General features: G+C 37.0%; 16 protein-coding genes. 6 read left to right on the top strand and 10 right to left on the bottom strand.

The annotated features are described in order from the left end of the window. Nucleotides 1-35: 35 nt before the first annotated feature. Nucleotides 36-1,211, top strand: a complete 1,176-nt coding sequence (locus ACR1PO_RS00080) for an aminotransferase class V-fold PLP-dependent enzyme (RefSeq protein WP_433985400.1) — start codon at nt 36-38, stop codon at nt 1,209-1,211. Nucleotides 1,212-1,262: 51 nt separating this feature from the next. Here the strand turns inward: ACR1PO_RS00080 and blaIND are convergent, their stop codons facing one another. Continuing rightward, the gene (blaIND, locus tag ACR1PO_RS00075) at nt 1,263-1,991 is read right to left on the bottom strand and encodes an IND family subclass B1 metallo-beta-lactamase (RefSeq protein WP_433985399.1); all 729 of its coding nucleotides are present in this window, start codon (nt 1,989-1,991) and stop codon (nt 1,263-1,265) included. 216 nt (nt 1,992-2,207) lie between these two features. After that, on the bottom strand, nt 2,208-2,861 hold the full coding sequence (locus ACR1PO_RS00070) for a metal-dependent transcriptional regulator (protein ID WP_433985398.1): 654 nt from the start codon (nt 2,859-2,861) through the stop codon (nt 2,208-2,210). A 343-nt stretch (nt 2,862-3,204) separates the two neighbouring features. Here ACR1PO_RS00070 and ACR1PO_RS00065 point away from each other — a divergent pair, with 343 nt between their 5' ends. From ACR1PO_RS00065 to ACR1PO_RS00055, 3 genes are all read left to right on the top strand, one after another. Next, nucleotides 3,205-6,216: a zinc-dependent metalloprotease gene (locus tag ACR1PO_RS00065; RefSeq protein ID WP_433985397.1), complete on the top strand. Its 3,012-nt coding sequence runs from the start codon at nt 3,205-3,207 to the stop codon at nt 6,214-6,216. Nucleotides 6,217-6,306: 90 nt separating this feature from the next. Further along, complete coding sequence (locus ACR1PO_RS00060; RefSeq protein WP_433985396.1) at nt 6,307-6,735, top strand: hypothetical protein; 429 nt, start codon at nt 6,307-6,309, stop codon at nt 6,733-6,735. Nucleotides 6,736-6,812: 77 nt separating this feature from the next. Continuing rightward, on the top strand, nt 6,813-7,847 hold the full coding sequence (locus tag ACR1PO_RS00055) for a threonine aldolase family protein (protein ID WP_433985395.1): 1,035 nt from the start codon (nt 6,813-6,815) through the stop codon (nt 7,845-7,847). Between the two features lie 44 nt (nt 7,848-7,891). Here the strand turns inward: ACR1PO_RS00055 and ACR1PO_RS00050 are convergent, their stop codons facing one another. Then, complete coding sequence (locus ACR1PO_RS00050) at nt 7,892-8,392, bottom strand: hypothetical protein (protein WP_332386682.1); 501 nt, start codon at nt 8,390-8,392, stop codon at nt 7,892-7,894. 159 nt (nt 8,393-8,551) lie between these two features. Here ACR1PO_RS00050 and ACR1PO_RS00045 point away from each other — a divergent pair, with 159 nt between their 5' ends. After that, nucleotides 8,552-9,511: a hypothetical protein gene (locus tag ACR1PO_RS00045; RefSeq protein ID WP_433985394.1), complete on the top strand. Its 960-nt coding sequence runs from the start codon at nt 8,552-8,554 to the stop codon at nt 9,509-9,511. A gap of 33 nt (nt 9,512-9,544) precedes the next feature. On the opposite strand, the gene ACR1PO_RS00040 is transcribed toward ACR1PO_RS00045, so the two are convergent. The 6 genes from ACR1PO_RS00040 to ACR1PO_RS00015 form a co-directional block, all read right to left on the bottom strand. Next, complete coding sequence (locus tag ACR1PO_RS00040) at nt 9,545-10,099, bottom strand: DUF4256 domain-containing protein (RefSeq protein WP_433985393.1); 555 nt, start codon at nt 10,097-10,099, stop codon at nt 9,545-9,547. Between the two features lie 123 nt (nt 10,100-10,222). After that, nucleotides 10,223-10,621, bottom strand: coding sequence for a DoxX family protein (locus tag ACR1PO_RS00035; RefSeq protein WP_433985392.1), 399 nt, complete (start codon nt 10,619-10,621; stop codon nt 10,223-10,225). A gap of 17 nt (nt 10,622-10,638) precedes the next feature. After that, a complete protein-coding gene (locus tag ACR1PO_RS00030; protein WP_433985391.1) occupies nt 10,639-11,217 on the bottom strand; it encodes a YdeI/OmpD-associated family protein in 579 nt (192 codons plus the stop codon). Between the two features lie 136 nt (nt 11,218-11,353). Then, nucleotides 11,354-11,818 carry an SRPBCC domain-containing protein gene (locus tag ACR1PO_RS00025; RefSeq protein ID WP_332386686.1) on the bottom strand — a complete coding sequence of 155 codons (465 nt, stop codon included), beginning with the start codon at nt 11,816-11,818 and terminating at the stop codon, nt 11,354-11,356. A 168-nt stretch (nt 11,819-11,986) separates the two neighbouring features. Continuing rightward, on the bottom strand, nt 11,987-12,313 hold the full coding sequence (locus tag ACR1PO_RS00020; RefSeq protein WP_330746485.1) for an ArsR/SmtB family transcription factor: 327 nt from the start codon (nt 12,311-12,313) through the stop codon (nt 11,987-11,989). A 175-nt stretch (nt 12,314-12,488) separates the two neighbouring features. Then, complete coding sequence (locus ACR1PO_RS00015) at nt 12,489-12,893, bottom strand: helix-turn-helix transcriptional regulator (RefSeq protein WP_433985390.1); 405 nt, start codon at nt 12,891-12,893, stop codon at nt 12,489-12,491. A 150-nt stretch (nt 12,894-13,043) separates the two neighbouring features. Here ACR1PO_RS00015 and ACR1PO_RS00010 point away from each other — a divergent pair, with 150 nt between their 5' ends. Then, nucleotides 13,044-13,274 (top strand): SymE family type I addiction module toxin, encoded by a 231-nt coding sequence (locus ACR1PO_RS00010; RefSeq protein ID WP_332386689.1) that lies wholly within the window; start codon nt 13,044-13,046, stop codon nt 13,272-13,274. Nucleotides 13,275-13,460: 186 nt separating this feature from the next. Here ACR1PO_RS00010 and ACR1PO_RS00005 read toward each other — a convergent pair whose 3' ends face one another. Further along, complete coding sequence (locus ACR1PO_RS00005) at nt 13,461-14,225, bottom strand: O-methyltransferase (RefSeq protein ID WP_433985389.1); 765 nt, start codon at nt 14,223-14,225, stop codon at nt 13,461-13,463. Nucleotides 14,226-14,479: the final 254 nt, after the last annotated feature.

Below are 14,479 nucleotides of genomic sequence, written 5' to 3'. Positions count from 1 at the left end.
AATTAAAAGTAAATTTGTTATAAGGATTGATAGAAATGAATTTAGAGATTATCAGACAGGAGACTCCGGGGTGTTCGGATAAAATATTTTTAAACAGTGCAGGGGCGTCATTAATGCCTAAGACCGTTACAGATACTACCGTTAAGTTTTTATATGAAGAGCAGGAGTTTGGAGGATACGCTGCTTTCACGCGGAACTCAGATCAGATCAGCAGGTTTTATGAAGAGGCTGCAAAGCTGATCAATACAAAACCTTCCAATATTGCATTTGTAAGCAGTTCTACCGATGGCTATGCCAAAGCGTTGTCCAGTATTGATTTTAAAGAAGGAGATTGTATCATGACGACCAATGATGATTATATATCCAATCAGATTGCTTTTATTTCTCTGCAGAAAAGATACCATATCGAAATCATCAGGGCCGCCAATCTTTCTGACCATGAGCTTGATCTGGAGGATTTTGAAAACTTAATCAGAAAGCATAATCCTAAATTAATTGCAGTCACGCATATTCCTACCAATTCCGGATTAATCCAGAATATAGAAGGAGTAGGGAAGTTGTGTAAGCAATATGATATTCTTTATCTTGTAGATGCCTGCCAGTCTGTAGGGCAGATCGTGGTAGATGTTGAAAAAATCCATTGTGATTTTCTGACAGCAACCGGAAGGAAATTTATGCGCGGACCAAGAGGAACAGGCTTTCTGTATGTTTCCGATAAAGCTTTAGATAAAAATATGTACCCTTTATTTTTAGATAGTATCGGAGCCAGATGGTCTTCCTTTGATGATTTTCAGCTTAATGATACCGCCAGAAGGTTTGAACTTTTTGAAAGACCGTATTCAGCGTTGCTGGGATTTGCAGAAGCTTTGCGTTATGCGAATACGATTGGTATGGATAAGATTGAGCGTTACAATCGTACATTGTCAGGTACTTTAAGGGCTCATCTTCAGAATAGTGGTTTCAGAGTTTTGGATAAAGGGAATAGATTAAGCAGTATTATTGCCTTCTGCCAGCCGGACGGAAAGGTGGAAAAAATTCACAAAATTCTGAGTGATAACAATGTATTTTTTAAGGAAAACCGGAGAGGAGATGCATTAATCGATTTTACTTCTAAAAAGGTGGACCATGCGATCCGTTTATCACCTCATTATTTCAATACGATGGAAGAAATTGAAATCGTATCAGAGCTTTTAAAGAGTATCACTCAGTAGCATTCTGTTTTAAATATTGCGGGCCCCGGCAAATGCCGGGGCCCGCAATATTTATTTTTTATTTAAAAGGTCAAGCGTGTGCTCTACATGGCCGCCGCCTTTCCATTCATCATGGCCCGGAATAATCAGGGTTGCCTGTGAATATTTGTTTTTCAGTTTTGTTATGGTTTTCGGCCATTCTGCAACATTGGCTTCTCCGGTGTAGCCAAGATCAGCTGCTGCTTTACTTTTTACAAGACAGCCTCCGTCCAGAATTTTATATTTCGGGAACCATACCACTACATTGTCGGCTGTATGTCCTTCACCAAGAAAGTCTACTATAAATTCTTCACCACCGATACGGTAAGGTTTTCCTGTTTTGATAAGTTCGGTAGAGGTAGCTTTTCCCTCTTTTTTTAACAGTTCATTGGTTTTTGCCGTAGCGTAGGTTTTGATTCCTTTGTTATTATAAAAGCTTAAATCTCCGGCTCTGTCTTCATGCGAATGGGTAGCAAATACCGCAATCACAGGAAGGTTATGGCGTTTCTGAATAGTATCCATCAGGCTTTGGTATTGTGTTTTCTGCCATGGAACATCAAACAGGACAACTCCTTTTTTAGTCACCAGATAAACGGCATTGGTAGAATATTCTTTTCCACCGAATACCCCGAAAGTCTTGTAAATATAAAAGTTGGGTTTAATCTGTGGTTCAATCACAAAATCCCGTACCTGAGTGTCCTGAGCGTTTGCCAATGGACTCAGCAACATCGAAATAATAAACAACGGAATGCTTTTTTTCATAATTTTTTGGGTAATAATTAATGTTTGTATTTGTCAGAAAAGACAAAGTCTGTAGATTGTTTTGCAAACCTAACTAAAAATAAAGCTTTCGACTTTAAAGAGAAGGAGTTTAACCGTTTTTTAACAGTTTAAGGAATACGGTAAATGCAGATTTACATAAACATCAAACCTAACAGGTTTTAAAATCTGTTAGGTTTATTTTTTCAGTTTTAACGATTATTTTTTAACGAGTATCTTCTCAGTTGCTTTTTTACTTAAAATTTCAGTCTTACCATCAATTTCTATTGTCATTGACATATCAAAACTTTCGATTTTAATAATTTTTACCTTACTGTTGAGGAGAAGTTTCCTGTCATTCAGGTACGTCAGGAAAGCATCATCGGAAAGAGTAACAGATGCAAAAGTTACATTTTCTCCCGGTTCACAGCTGCTTAATTTCTGCAGATCCTGAGCAATGATATTACCATCTTTGTCAGGAATAGGTTCTCCATGAGGGTCGAATTTAGGATGATCCAGAATTTCATCCATTTTATCAAAGAAAATCTGGGAATGCACGTGCTCAAGCTGTTCCGCAATCTCATGAACATTTTCCCATCCGAAATTCATTTTTTTAACCAGGAACATTTCAGTAAGCCTGTGCTTACGCACAACAAGGGCAGCTTCCCGTCTTCCTTTTTCTGTAACGATTAATGGTTTGTATGTTTCGTAAATCACCCATTTTTTCTCGGCAAATTTCTTCATCATGTTATTGACACTCGGCATTTTTACATTCAAAAATTTGCTGAGCTCATTAATTGTAACCTTTCCTTCATTGTCAACTAAATGAAACAAAGCTTTCAGGTAATTCTCTTCTGTTAGGGTTGTTCTCAAAATGTTAGATGATTTTCATTACAAATCTAACAAAATAATATTAATCCATTGTGCTTATAAACCAAAAGTTTATTTGAACTGATCAATACATTTTTTTAAGAAAAATATATTATTGTGACAATTTAATAAGAATAATATTTAAAAGTAGTTATAAATGAGATTTCTACACAAACAATGGAAGGTTTTGATATTTTTACTTTTTGTGTTTTTTGTGAATATTATTTTGATAATTGTGATTATGCATATTTGTTTTTAATGAATATATAATATATGTATGTTTTTTTTTTCATTTTTATGTGATTTATTGGATAATTACCTATCTTAACTCACAAAAATTATAGCAATGAAATTAAAAATTACTTTTCTTTCAATCTGTGCCTCTTTTTTTATAAATGCACAGATATTGAGCCCCAATGGTTTAAGCAGTGATGATCTTCCGGGGGCCACCTTTAAACTCGATATTGATAATTTTAAAAGAAAAGTAAATATTAACAGAAAAAACTCTGAAAAGATTAGCGGTCAATCTATTGTTTTACCACTTATTGATGGTAAGAAAAAGGAGTTTATTCTATCTGAGAATAATCTTTTAAACAGAAAACTTGATAATATAGTCACTTTTGACGGATATTCAAAGGACAGACAGGATAAGATAAAGCTTACCCTTGTTGGAAATGAAATATCTGCAATGATAAAATCAGGAACAGGATATTATATTATTGAACCTTATAAAACTAAAAAGGGAGAATATCGTATTTACAACTCTTTTGAAATGTTTGGTGAAAAATTTACGTGCGGAACTGATGAAAATGATTTTAAAGAAAGTCTGGAGGCTGTAGCCAAAGGTTTGAATGTTCAGAAGTCAGTAACAGGATTTCCTTATGGCAGCTCATTGAAAACTTTCAGGATGGCAGTGGCAACAACCGGTGAATTTACAACTGCTTTAGGGAATCAGGATGCAGCTCTTGGAGAACTGGTTGCAATGATGAACCTTATCAACCAGATATATGAGTCGGAATTATCTATTTCTTTTACATTAATTGATAAAACAACCAATAAAACCCTGATTTTTACTGATGGAGCCACAGATCCTTTTACAATAGACCCATCTTTTGCTTCGGCGGCAAATTCACAATCAGGATTTGACTTGATGAACACGAACGGAACGCTGCCTTATGCAGATTACGATATCGGCCATACCTTTAATATTATGCCGGGAGCCGGAGGAAGTGCTCAGGGGCAAGCCGGGCCACGTCCTTGTACAGCCTCACTTAAAGCAAGAGCCTGGAGCCAGTGGACACTTTCTATGCCGAAATCTTTATCTGCCAACCTGATCGTTCACGAAATGGGACATCAGTTTGGGGCAGGGCATACGTATAATGCTGTTGGAGGGACACCTTCAAGCCCTACATTCTGTACTTTCGGATGGAATTCAGCGGCAGCTACAGAACCTGGCTCAGGATCTACTATAATGGCTTATAAAAATAACTGTACAACTCCTAATGATCAAACCAATACAGGGAATAACGGGTTGAATTATTTTCATGCCAAAAGTATTGATCAGATCTTGAATACCCTTACAGTGTCCTCTACCTGTTATACTTCTGTAGTGGTTAATAATACACCGCCTTCTGCCAATGCAGGGAATACTGCTGTCAGCATTCCAAAAAATACCCCTTTTAAACTGAAGGGGATAGGCAGTGATGCTGAAGATATAAACCTTTCATATACCTGGGATCAGGTAGACGTTGCCACTGCTAATGATAAAGGTGCTTTTGGCAGTACTATTAACGGTAGCGGCGGATATACAGCCGTAAACAGTACTACAGCTCCGCTATTCAGATCTGAACAGAGTACAATTACCACAGAACGTTATTTTCCAAAAATGAAATTTGTTCTGAACAATCAGAATAACCCCCCCGTTAATGAAGCGGAAGCGCTTCCTTTGGTAGCAAGAACAATGAAAATGAGATTTACTGTAAGGGATAACAGTGTGGTTTCAGGCGGAGCAGATTCCGATCAGGTGGTGGTAACCGTAACCGATCAGGGACCTTTAGCGGTGACCTATCCTAATTCAAGTATAACAGTGAATGCTGAAACAAGCATAAATGTAACATGGGATGTCAACCAGACCAATGTTCTGAAAAATACTGTAAATATCCTTCTTTCTACTGACGGCGGAGATACTTTCCCATATGTACTTGCATCAAATGTTCCTAATAATGGGACCGCTGCTGTAACTTTACCGTTTGTTCCCTATACAAATAAAGCCAGAATCAAGGTGGTTGCAGTGATCAATGATTATGCTGAATTTTTTGATGTTTCTGATACTAATTTTATTATCAGTTCAAACTGTAATGCTTTCCAAACCATTATGGTGGAAAATCCGAAGGTGATAACAGCAATACAGGGTAGTCCGGAATCAAATCTCAATCTGGTACCTCAGACACCGTCTAATGACATCTATACCGCTAAAACACTGACTTTCGACGCTGCAAATATGAGCCCAAACAGCTGGTATATATTTAATCAGACCCAGACAGCTCCCTATCTGCTTAATTCAAGCTCAAGTATGCTTCCTTTAAAATTCAAGGCAACAGAAACCGGAAGTTATACATTAAGCTATCCTTCTCCAAATGGAGTGGCTGTCACTCTATACAAAGGAAATCAGACAGGAACGGCTAATTTCATGACTTCCAATGCAGTGCATTCCGGAACCGGTACCAGCTTTACCTACTACAGAACATTCACTGTAAACCTTGAAAAAGGAGTGGAGTATTTTATGACTGCAAGAAACCTGAGCAATACTCCTATAGGATCAAGTGTTGTACTTAGCATTAATGGGCCAGGACAGTTTTATGATACTGTAAATGCACCTGTCGGCGTTAGCTTTACCTATGTAGCTATCAATACGGCTACCAATACAATCGCTGCCACAAGTCCAACAGCCAATTTTACGACTTTACCGATAGGCACCTATATTGTACAGGGGATTTCATTTACCGGAGCAGAAAGTGCCTTACTAAACAAGTCTATTGCTGATCTTAATCAAACCAAGGTTTGTTACCAGTTAAGCAGAAACAATATTACTTTAAATATTACATCTGCATTAAGTACCAAAGAGTTTTCCAGAAAGGCTGTTGGCCTGGTTCCGAATCCGGTAAAAGACTTTCTTAAGGTATATAGTGATGAGAAAATAACACATTATGAAATTTATGATATTTCAGGAAGGTTAATGGAAAAAAATACGATGGATAATTCAGTCATCAGCTTTACTAAATTCAAGAGCGGTGTTTATATGTTAAAATTATTAAATAATAAAACATTGATCCATCAGTCAAAAGTTATCAAAGAATAACAGATCATTATATATTTAAGGGGGGCTATAGCAATATAGCTCTCTTTTTGTATAGTATTTGTATAAGTACAATAATATAGTATCAGGAAGATGAAAAACATTTTAATATTTCTGCTTTTTACACTGTTCTGCAATACATCCGGCCAATCCCGAAGCTTTACATTTAACTTTAATCCTAAGAAATTTATAAAGGAAAATAAGCTCACTGAAGGCGGGAAAAAAGAAATTTTTTTTAATTTATATGATATAAACGGAAAGGAAACAAAATTTATAACAGCAGACAGAACAACAGAAGCATTAAGGAAAGAGCAGGTATACAGTTTTAAAGGGAAATCTGAGGATGGTAAAAAGCTTATTACCTTAACCATTGCCTCAGGAAAACTGACAGGAGCTTATATGGAGAACGGATTATCTTATTTTATTGAACCGCTGGAAAAAGACTGCAAAAAGAAATACAGAATATATGCAAGTCCTGAAAAGGGATTTCAGGTAGGGCAGCCTGATGATGTTATCAGGTAAATGTGATATTTGCAGATAGTGTGTTTTTTTAATAGCCAGTTGTTTCATAGGAAGGATTTTCTATTTAATTTTACTCTATGAAATTTTCATTTAAAAACGACTATTCTGAGGGATGCCATCCCGCTATTTTACAAGCCCTTTTACAGTATAATCTTGACCAGCAGGCCGGATATGGCGAAGATGAATATTCAATGAGGGCCAAAGCTTTAATCAGGGAGATAATCAATAATCAGCATTCGGATATTTATTTTGTTTCCGGAGGTACGCAGGCTAATTTAATTGTTATTTCTTCAATTTTAAAACCTTATCAGTGCGTGATTTCAGCTTCTTCCGGGCATATATTGAATAATGAAACCGGAGCTATTGAAGCCACGGGGCACAAAGTGCTGAGCATTGAAACAGCAGATGGGAAGCTGAGACCGTCGGATATTATTCCTGTGCTGGAAAATCATAGGAATGTGCCGCATCAGGTGATGCCTAAACTGGTTTATATTTCCAATTCTACAGAGCTGGGAACAATTTACCTTGCGAAAGAACTGGAAGAACTTTCTGCTTTCTGCAGGCAGAATAATTTATTCCTGTTTATGGATGGAGCAAGATTGGGTCACGGCCTGACATCTGAAATCAGTGATCTTACATTGGAAAAAGTAGCAGCCTTTACTGATGTTTTTTATCTTGGAGGGACTAAAAACGGAGCTTTGATTGGTGAAGCGATTGTGATTAATAATCCCGTTCTGCAGGAAGATTTTGCTTTTAATATCAAGCAAAAGGGCGCATTGCTGGCAAAAGGAAGACTTTTGGGAATCCAGTTCCTGGAACTGATGAAAGATAACCTGTATTTTGATCTGGCTCAGCACGCCAATCAGCAGGCTATGAAAATCAAGAAAGCATTACAGAAAAAGGGAGCTGCTTTTCTTGCGGATACCTATACCAACCAGATTTTTCCCATCTTACACCATCATCTTATTGAGGTATTGTCTGAGAATTTTGAATTCTATGTCTGGAAAAAAATAGATGAAAATTTTTCTGCGGTTCGTCTTATTACTTCCTGGAGTACAGGGGATGAAGCGGTAAATCGTTTTATTGAAGTTATAGAAACAGAATTAAAATAAAAAAACAGCCTTGAAAGAAGGCTGTTTTTATTTATAATCACTTGTTATTTTAAAGCTTTGCTGACTGTTTTGCAGTCTGCCGTAGTGAGTTTCTGTCCGTCTTTATAGCTGATTTTCTTTTCGTCAGCATATTTGGATTGCCCGTCTTCTTCTTTATGGTCACCAATTCCTTCCGTTAAAGTATTGTCTTTCTGGATGAAGTAAATATCTCTTTTGCTTTTCTTGCCTTCAGAATCGAATTCATAAGTAAGCTTCAGGGTATCTCCTGATTTAAAGCCGGTAACATCTCCTTTTGAACTGTCTTTTTCACTGTTTTTATAAGATAATTTCCCGGTGATCGTTCCTAAATTATCATCAATAGAAGCAAAAACACTGTCTTTTCCCGTAACCCCGATATAACAGAATGATTTTGGACCAAGCGTATCTATTACAGGTTCTTCTGCAGCAATTGTATCTGCTGCTGCTTTGGGAGCCGGTGCTTCAGTTTTTTTATTACAGTTGATTAAAAAAGCTGACACAGCGCCCAATAAGATTAATTTTTTCATATCCTCAATTGTTAAAATCCAATTTTTGTCTTCCAAAAATAGCAATAGTATTTATATATTAAAGAATATTGTTGATAAATAAGAATAATTTTCAATGGGCTTGAACATGATGCATTTTTTTAGGCACGGAAAATGATTTACTTTTTTTAAATTGATTTAATGAAAAAACTGACTAAAGTGTTGGGTCTGGGACTGTTTATTTTAAACTTATATTTTGTGACAGGACAGACCCCTCAGAATTATATTTACACTTCTTCGGGAGACCTGCATGGAATTGAAAAGATGATTACCCGTAAAGATATTGGCGGAGTCCAGATTGTTTATAACTGGAAAGCACTGGAAACCTCGAAAGATGTATATGATTTTTCTGTTATTGAAAAAGATCTCAATTATCTGACGAGCCTCAATAAAAAATTATTTATCCAGCTTCAGGACCGGTTTTTTGAGCCACAGGCACGATATGTTCCTGATTATATATTGAAGGATAAAGAATATAACGGGGGATTGGTACCTCAATATGACAATCCCGGGGAAAATAAACCTGCAGGAAGTGGCTGGGTAACCCAGCAATGGAATCCAGCTGTGCGGGAAAGGTTTCAGAAGCTGATCACAGAACTGGCGAAGAAGTTTGACGGAAAGATCCAGGGAATTAATCTTCCGGAGACCTCCATCGATATAGAAATGAAAAAGGATAAAACAGGTTTCAGCTGTGACCGTTATTTTCAGGCTGAACTGGAAAATCTGAAATTGGCGAGAAGCGCTTTCCGTCAATCCCATGTTTTGCAGTATGTTAATTTCTTTCCCTGTGAATGGGAAAATGACCATCAATATATGTCCAGGCTGTTCGATTTTGCTTACCAAAATAATATAGGATTGGGCGGACCTGATATTGTTCCGGATAAAAAAGCACAGATGAAAAATTCTTATCCTTTTTTCAATCAATACAAAGGAAAGCTTTCTTTGGTAGCTATGGCAGTTCAGGAGCCGACCTTAACGTATACAAACCCGAAAACCCAAAAACCTTTTACCAAAGAAGAATTTACAGAATATGCTGAAAACTATTTGGGCGTAAAAATTATATTCTGGAGTGTGGAATCTCCCTGGCTGAGAGATTCCTGATTGTTCTGATGAAAAGCTGGGCCAATTCTCTGCCTATACTTTTAATATGCCTCTGAATCCTCTCGCAGCATAATAAGAATCTGCACCATTGTGATACATAAACACGGTATTGTACCGTCTGTCGCAGAAAACAGCCCCTCCAAGTTCACGGATTTGTGGCGGTGTTTTGATCCAGCTTGAAGTCTTTTGGTCAAATTTTCCCAATTCCTGAAGATGACGGTATTGTTCCTCTGTCAAAATCTCAATACCCATTTCTTTAGCGGTGTCTACGGCATTGCTTTCCGGTTTATTGGCTTTTCTGGCGTTCCAGGCCTGATAATCATAGCACAGGCTTCTGCGTTTTGGGCTTTCCGGGGAACAGTCTACGAAAGAATATTCATCTGTTTTTTTATTGTAATCTACAACGTCCGGTTCGCCTTCAGTAATTTCCATTTCGTATAAAGACCTGATTTTTTCGGGACTGGCTTCCAATTTTTGCTGGATGTTATCCCATTTCAGGTCTTTATGACGGTTCATATTTTTTTCAAAACGGGTTTTTAATGTTTTTAACAGCTCGTTGATGTGTTCCGGGGTTAGTTTCTTTTTCATGTCAAATTTTGTTTTGTAGTGTTGTTGGAAATCGCAAAGACACAAGTTTTGTTAATGAGGACTGTTGAAGGCGCAAAGATTTTATCTTCGATAAAATTTCTTTCTTTTTCATCTTAAGTATGATTACTCAATGATAGTGATTTTCCTTTCTGCAGGTCTGAAGTACCAGGAAATAATGACCAGTGCTAATAATAACACTGCCGGAAAAGTTCTGCCGGCTGTATCACCAACGATAAGATGGGAAATGACAGCGCCGGACATCACGAAGAAAAATCCTGCATAAGCCCATTCTTTTAAGAGCAGGCGTTTAGGAATTAAAATCGCAATAACACCAAGTATTTTCCATACCCCAATGATGGTCATCAGATAAGAAGGATAGCCGAGATTGGTAAAATTGGCCAGTTCATCTTTGTTTTTTATTAGCTGGACAATGGCCGTTGAAACCATTCCCAGAGCCATCCAGAGGGTGAATATCCAATAGATGATTTTTGTTCTTTTTGTTGAGGGTTGTGGTGTGTTCATGATCTGTTTTTTTATAGTTAGTCATTTAATCCTATTCCGTCCATGATTTGTGGGATGCATTTTTCAATGCGGGCTTCACGGGTTTTGGACTGTTTGGCAGAGGAGAAGTAGAGCAGGTAAGCTCTTTGCCTTCCGGGAGTTAATGCTTTGAAAGCTTCCTGTAATGCAGGATCTTGATCCAGCTTCTCCTGAAACTCTTCAGCCATTTCAAACTCTTTTGTTTTCTTCATTTCCACTTTAGCGCCTGATTCTTCTATTTCAACAGCTTCAAACATATACTGGCGAAGAATGTCTTCCAGATCATTAATTTGTTCCACATCGGTAAAGCGGATCTGTCTTGCAGCCTGCACATTTTCAGTCTGCTGAATCAGGATATGGTCCGGATCTTTCATCAAGGCACCTTTAAAGAAGAGCAGCGCACAATATTCCTTAAAACCGTGGATCAGGAAAATGTTTTTCCCTTCATAGGTATAGCAGGGGCAGCCCCATTTTAAATCTTCTACCAGTTCGGTGCTTAGGGCGATTGTTCTTAACTTTTCAAATTCTTCTTTCCACTGTGTGGCTTTTTCGAAGAAAAAATTCACTTTTGGATTCATTGTGTGGTATGTTTGAGGGTTTGAGGGTATTAGAGTGGGAGATTTTTGAGTTATTCAGGGTAGTAATATAAACCTCGGACCCCGTATCTCGTATCGTCTTTCATCTCTTCGTACATTATCTGCCTCGTGTAATCTGCTACCTGCTGCCTAATATCTCCTGCAAACGGTTATGCGCCATATTAATTCCCTGGGCAAACGGCATTTTCAGGTGCTGGTCTCTGAAATCTACAGATTTATAAATGGTTTGGATGGTAATTGTACTGGTGGTATCTGTTAATTTTTCAAATGTTAAAAACTCGATCTGAACGGGAAAAGGAGTGTTTTCCATCTGAAAAGTTCTTATAATTTTCTCATTCTGAACAAGGTCATGAATGGTTCCGTTCGCACTGAAAACCACATCGCCCTGAGGATTTAAGGTTTCAAAACGGTAACCTCCGTGCTGCTTGTTTTCGAATTTGGTTACTTTCGTTCCCATCCATTGCTCGAAAAGTTCAGCTTCTGTATATGCTTTGAAAAGCAGTTCTACAGGAAGGTCAAATTCTCTGGTGATGAAGATTTCCTGTTTTCCGTCTTCTGCGTGAATTTTTGTTTTAAGTTCCATATTTTAAGTTTGGTGTTTAAGTTTGAGGGTTTGAGGGTTCGGGTGCTGGATCCGGGTTTTTGTGTTTACGAGGTTCAGGGTAAAAAATTCGGGTATTTTAGATTTTAAATTGCAATTCATTTATCCAATCTATCTCGGAACTTTGCACCCCGTATCTCGCACCTCTCATTACACCTCTCTATTCTGATACGCTTTCATTACACTTTCCAGCTTGTTGAATTTCTCATCCCACATTTTGCGGAAAGGTTCTATAAAATCGGCTATTTCTTTCATTTTATTGGGATTAAGGTGATAGATAATTTCTCTGCCGTTTTGTTCAGATCTCAGCAGTTCGCATTCTGTAAGGATCTGGAGATGCTTTGAAACGGTAGGTCTTGCCGTATCAAAATTGGAAGCAATGGCTCCCGCCGTCATCGACTGTGCCGCCACCAACATCAATATAGACCGTCTCGTAGGATCTGCTATCGCCTGAAATACATCTCTTCTTAAATTCATCGTGTAGTTATTTGACTACAAATATATGTGTAGTTATTTAGCTACACAAGTTTTTTATTGAAAAATTTTGATTAAATAATTAAAACCTGCCTATTAAAAGAAAAATGGAGAACTTAAAATTCTCCATTCTATTTAAATAATGCTTGATTATATAGTTTCTGTAAAATAGTTTTATTTAATTTTTCTCAATCAACCTCTCCAATTTCTCAATCATTTCTTTCTGCTGCTGAAGCATACGCTCATAAAGCTCCACCATTTTATCAAGAGGATTGAAATTGAAATTAGGATAATAGTTATAACCATTCGATTGATCGTTGAAAGTATTAGAAATAATATTTACCGCTTGTTCTTCATCAAAATTTTCAATCGCTTCCGCAGGCACTTTCAAAATCTTCGCTACCTGTGCCAGAATATCAGAATCTACGGTTTCTTTTTGTTCCAGAAGGGAGATTTTCTTCTGGTTCCAGTCGTCACCCAGTTCAAAAGCTAAGGCTTCCTGTTTGATGCCCAGCATTTCGCGGAAACGCTTTATATTTCTACCCTGATGTATTTTTTTATTTTGCATATCTGTGTAACTCATAATAACAAATATAAAGCTTTAGAACAAAAAAATAATGCTCTGTTTTAAAATAAATACTATTCTAAAATATCCTTCTTTATGAATAAAATATCCTTTATCCGGATGGTTTATCTTTCTTATTATACCTTGATTTGTAAAAAAATAACAAAGATGAAAAGAAAAAGAAGAATGAACAGCAGCAAATATAATGAGCTGCACAGCCGTAACCTTACGGTTTTCCTCAAATCGTTTTCAAGGGCGTATGGTAAAATAGTATACTTCCCGGAAATAAGAATAGCAGGGAAGTGGGTAGAGCAATGTGGTTTTCAGGCGGGAGATAAAATATTGGTTACCGTAAGCAGAAACCAGATTATTTTAGAAAGGGAGATGAATTATGAGTGAGTGTATTTTTTCAAACCATTAAGGAGGCTTAAGCTTTTAAGAACTATTAGGGTTCAAGTAAATCTAAATGCAGATACGCTGAATGAATGTCTTTAGATATTCTCTTACTATTCTTAATTTCTAAATAACTTCTTAATGGTTTAAAAAATATTTTGCTTTTTGATGTAAGTTTTAGATCTGTGATGACTATTGTTTTATAAAGACGCCGATGTATTTTCCGCTGTATTCCACAACAGTAGTGGAGATATTCATTTTATTACAAAAATCCTGATACGCGGAATTGTCTCCGATATCGTCACTAATAAACACTCCGCCAGGTCTCAGTTTTTTATAGATCTGATGATAAGCCCACATTCTTCCGTAGTAGCTTTTATCAGAATCATAGTGGAAGACATCAAAAAAGGAAACCTCTTTGAAAATTTTAGGTAAAGATTCTCTGTCTGCAAAACGGAACAGCTTCCAATATTTTTTAAGGTTTTCCGGGACAACATATCCTACATACTGGTCGCCATCCTGGGCAAGATAAGGCATATCTGAACTGTACAATGTGCCGTTTCTTTTTTGAAGCGAAAGCAGTATTGCTAAAGAAGACCATCCATAGGCTACACCTGTTTCAAGAACGTTTTGTGCTTTGGTAAATTCACATGCATAATATATAAGCTCTAATGCACCGGGACCCCCCATTTTAATAGGGCATTCTTTTTCTTTTGAATCGGCTTTTTCCAGAATATCAGCATATATTTGTCTGAAACCGTCAGTATCCATAGAAAACAATCTGGACACGGCCTCTTTTTGAGAAACTGCTATTGATGCGGCCCAGGCATTGGTTTTTAATTTTCCTCTAAACGGACTTCTCCGGTTGAATGTATTCTTAATAATCTTTCTGCCCAGTTCAGGATAAAGAGCAGGTCTTTTAAGATAAGCTACAAATGTTTTAAGAACTGTTGACATTTCGTTATTATGTTAAATTGTTTAAGACAAATATAATTTTTTTTAATTCATATTGTATTGAGATAATATGAATTTTGAAATTAAATCTGTTTAAATTTTTTTAATAATACGATTTACGGTTATTATTTTTTCAACGCAAAGTTTTTATAGTTGAGATGCTTTATTTTAGGGAGCTAAGAATAGGCAAGCTTGCTTGCCTGATGGAACGGGAAGAATAGTTTCGGGCGCCCTTTGCGGCCGAAACACACCAAAAT

The organism is Chryseobacterium amylolyticum (assembly GCF_051011775.1).
In the GTDB taxonomy this organism is placed as follows: Bacteria; Bacteroidota; Bacteroidia; order Flavobacteriales; family Weeksellaceae; genus Chryseobacterium.
Note: the sequence above shows the minus strand (reverse complement) of the source record. Positions and strands in the feature narration are given on the sequence as shown.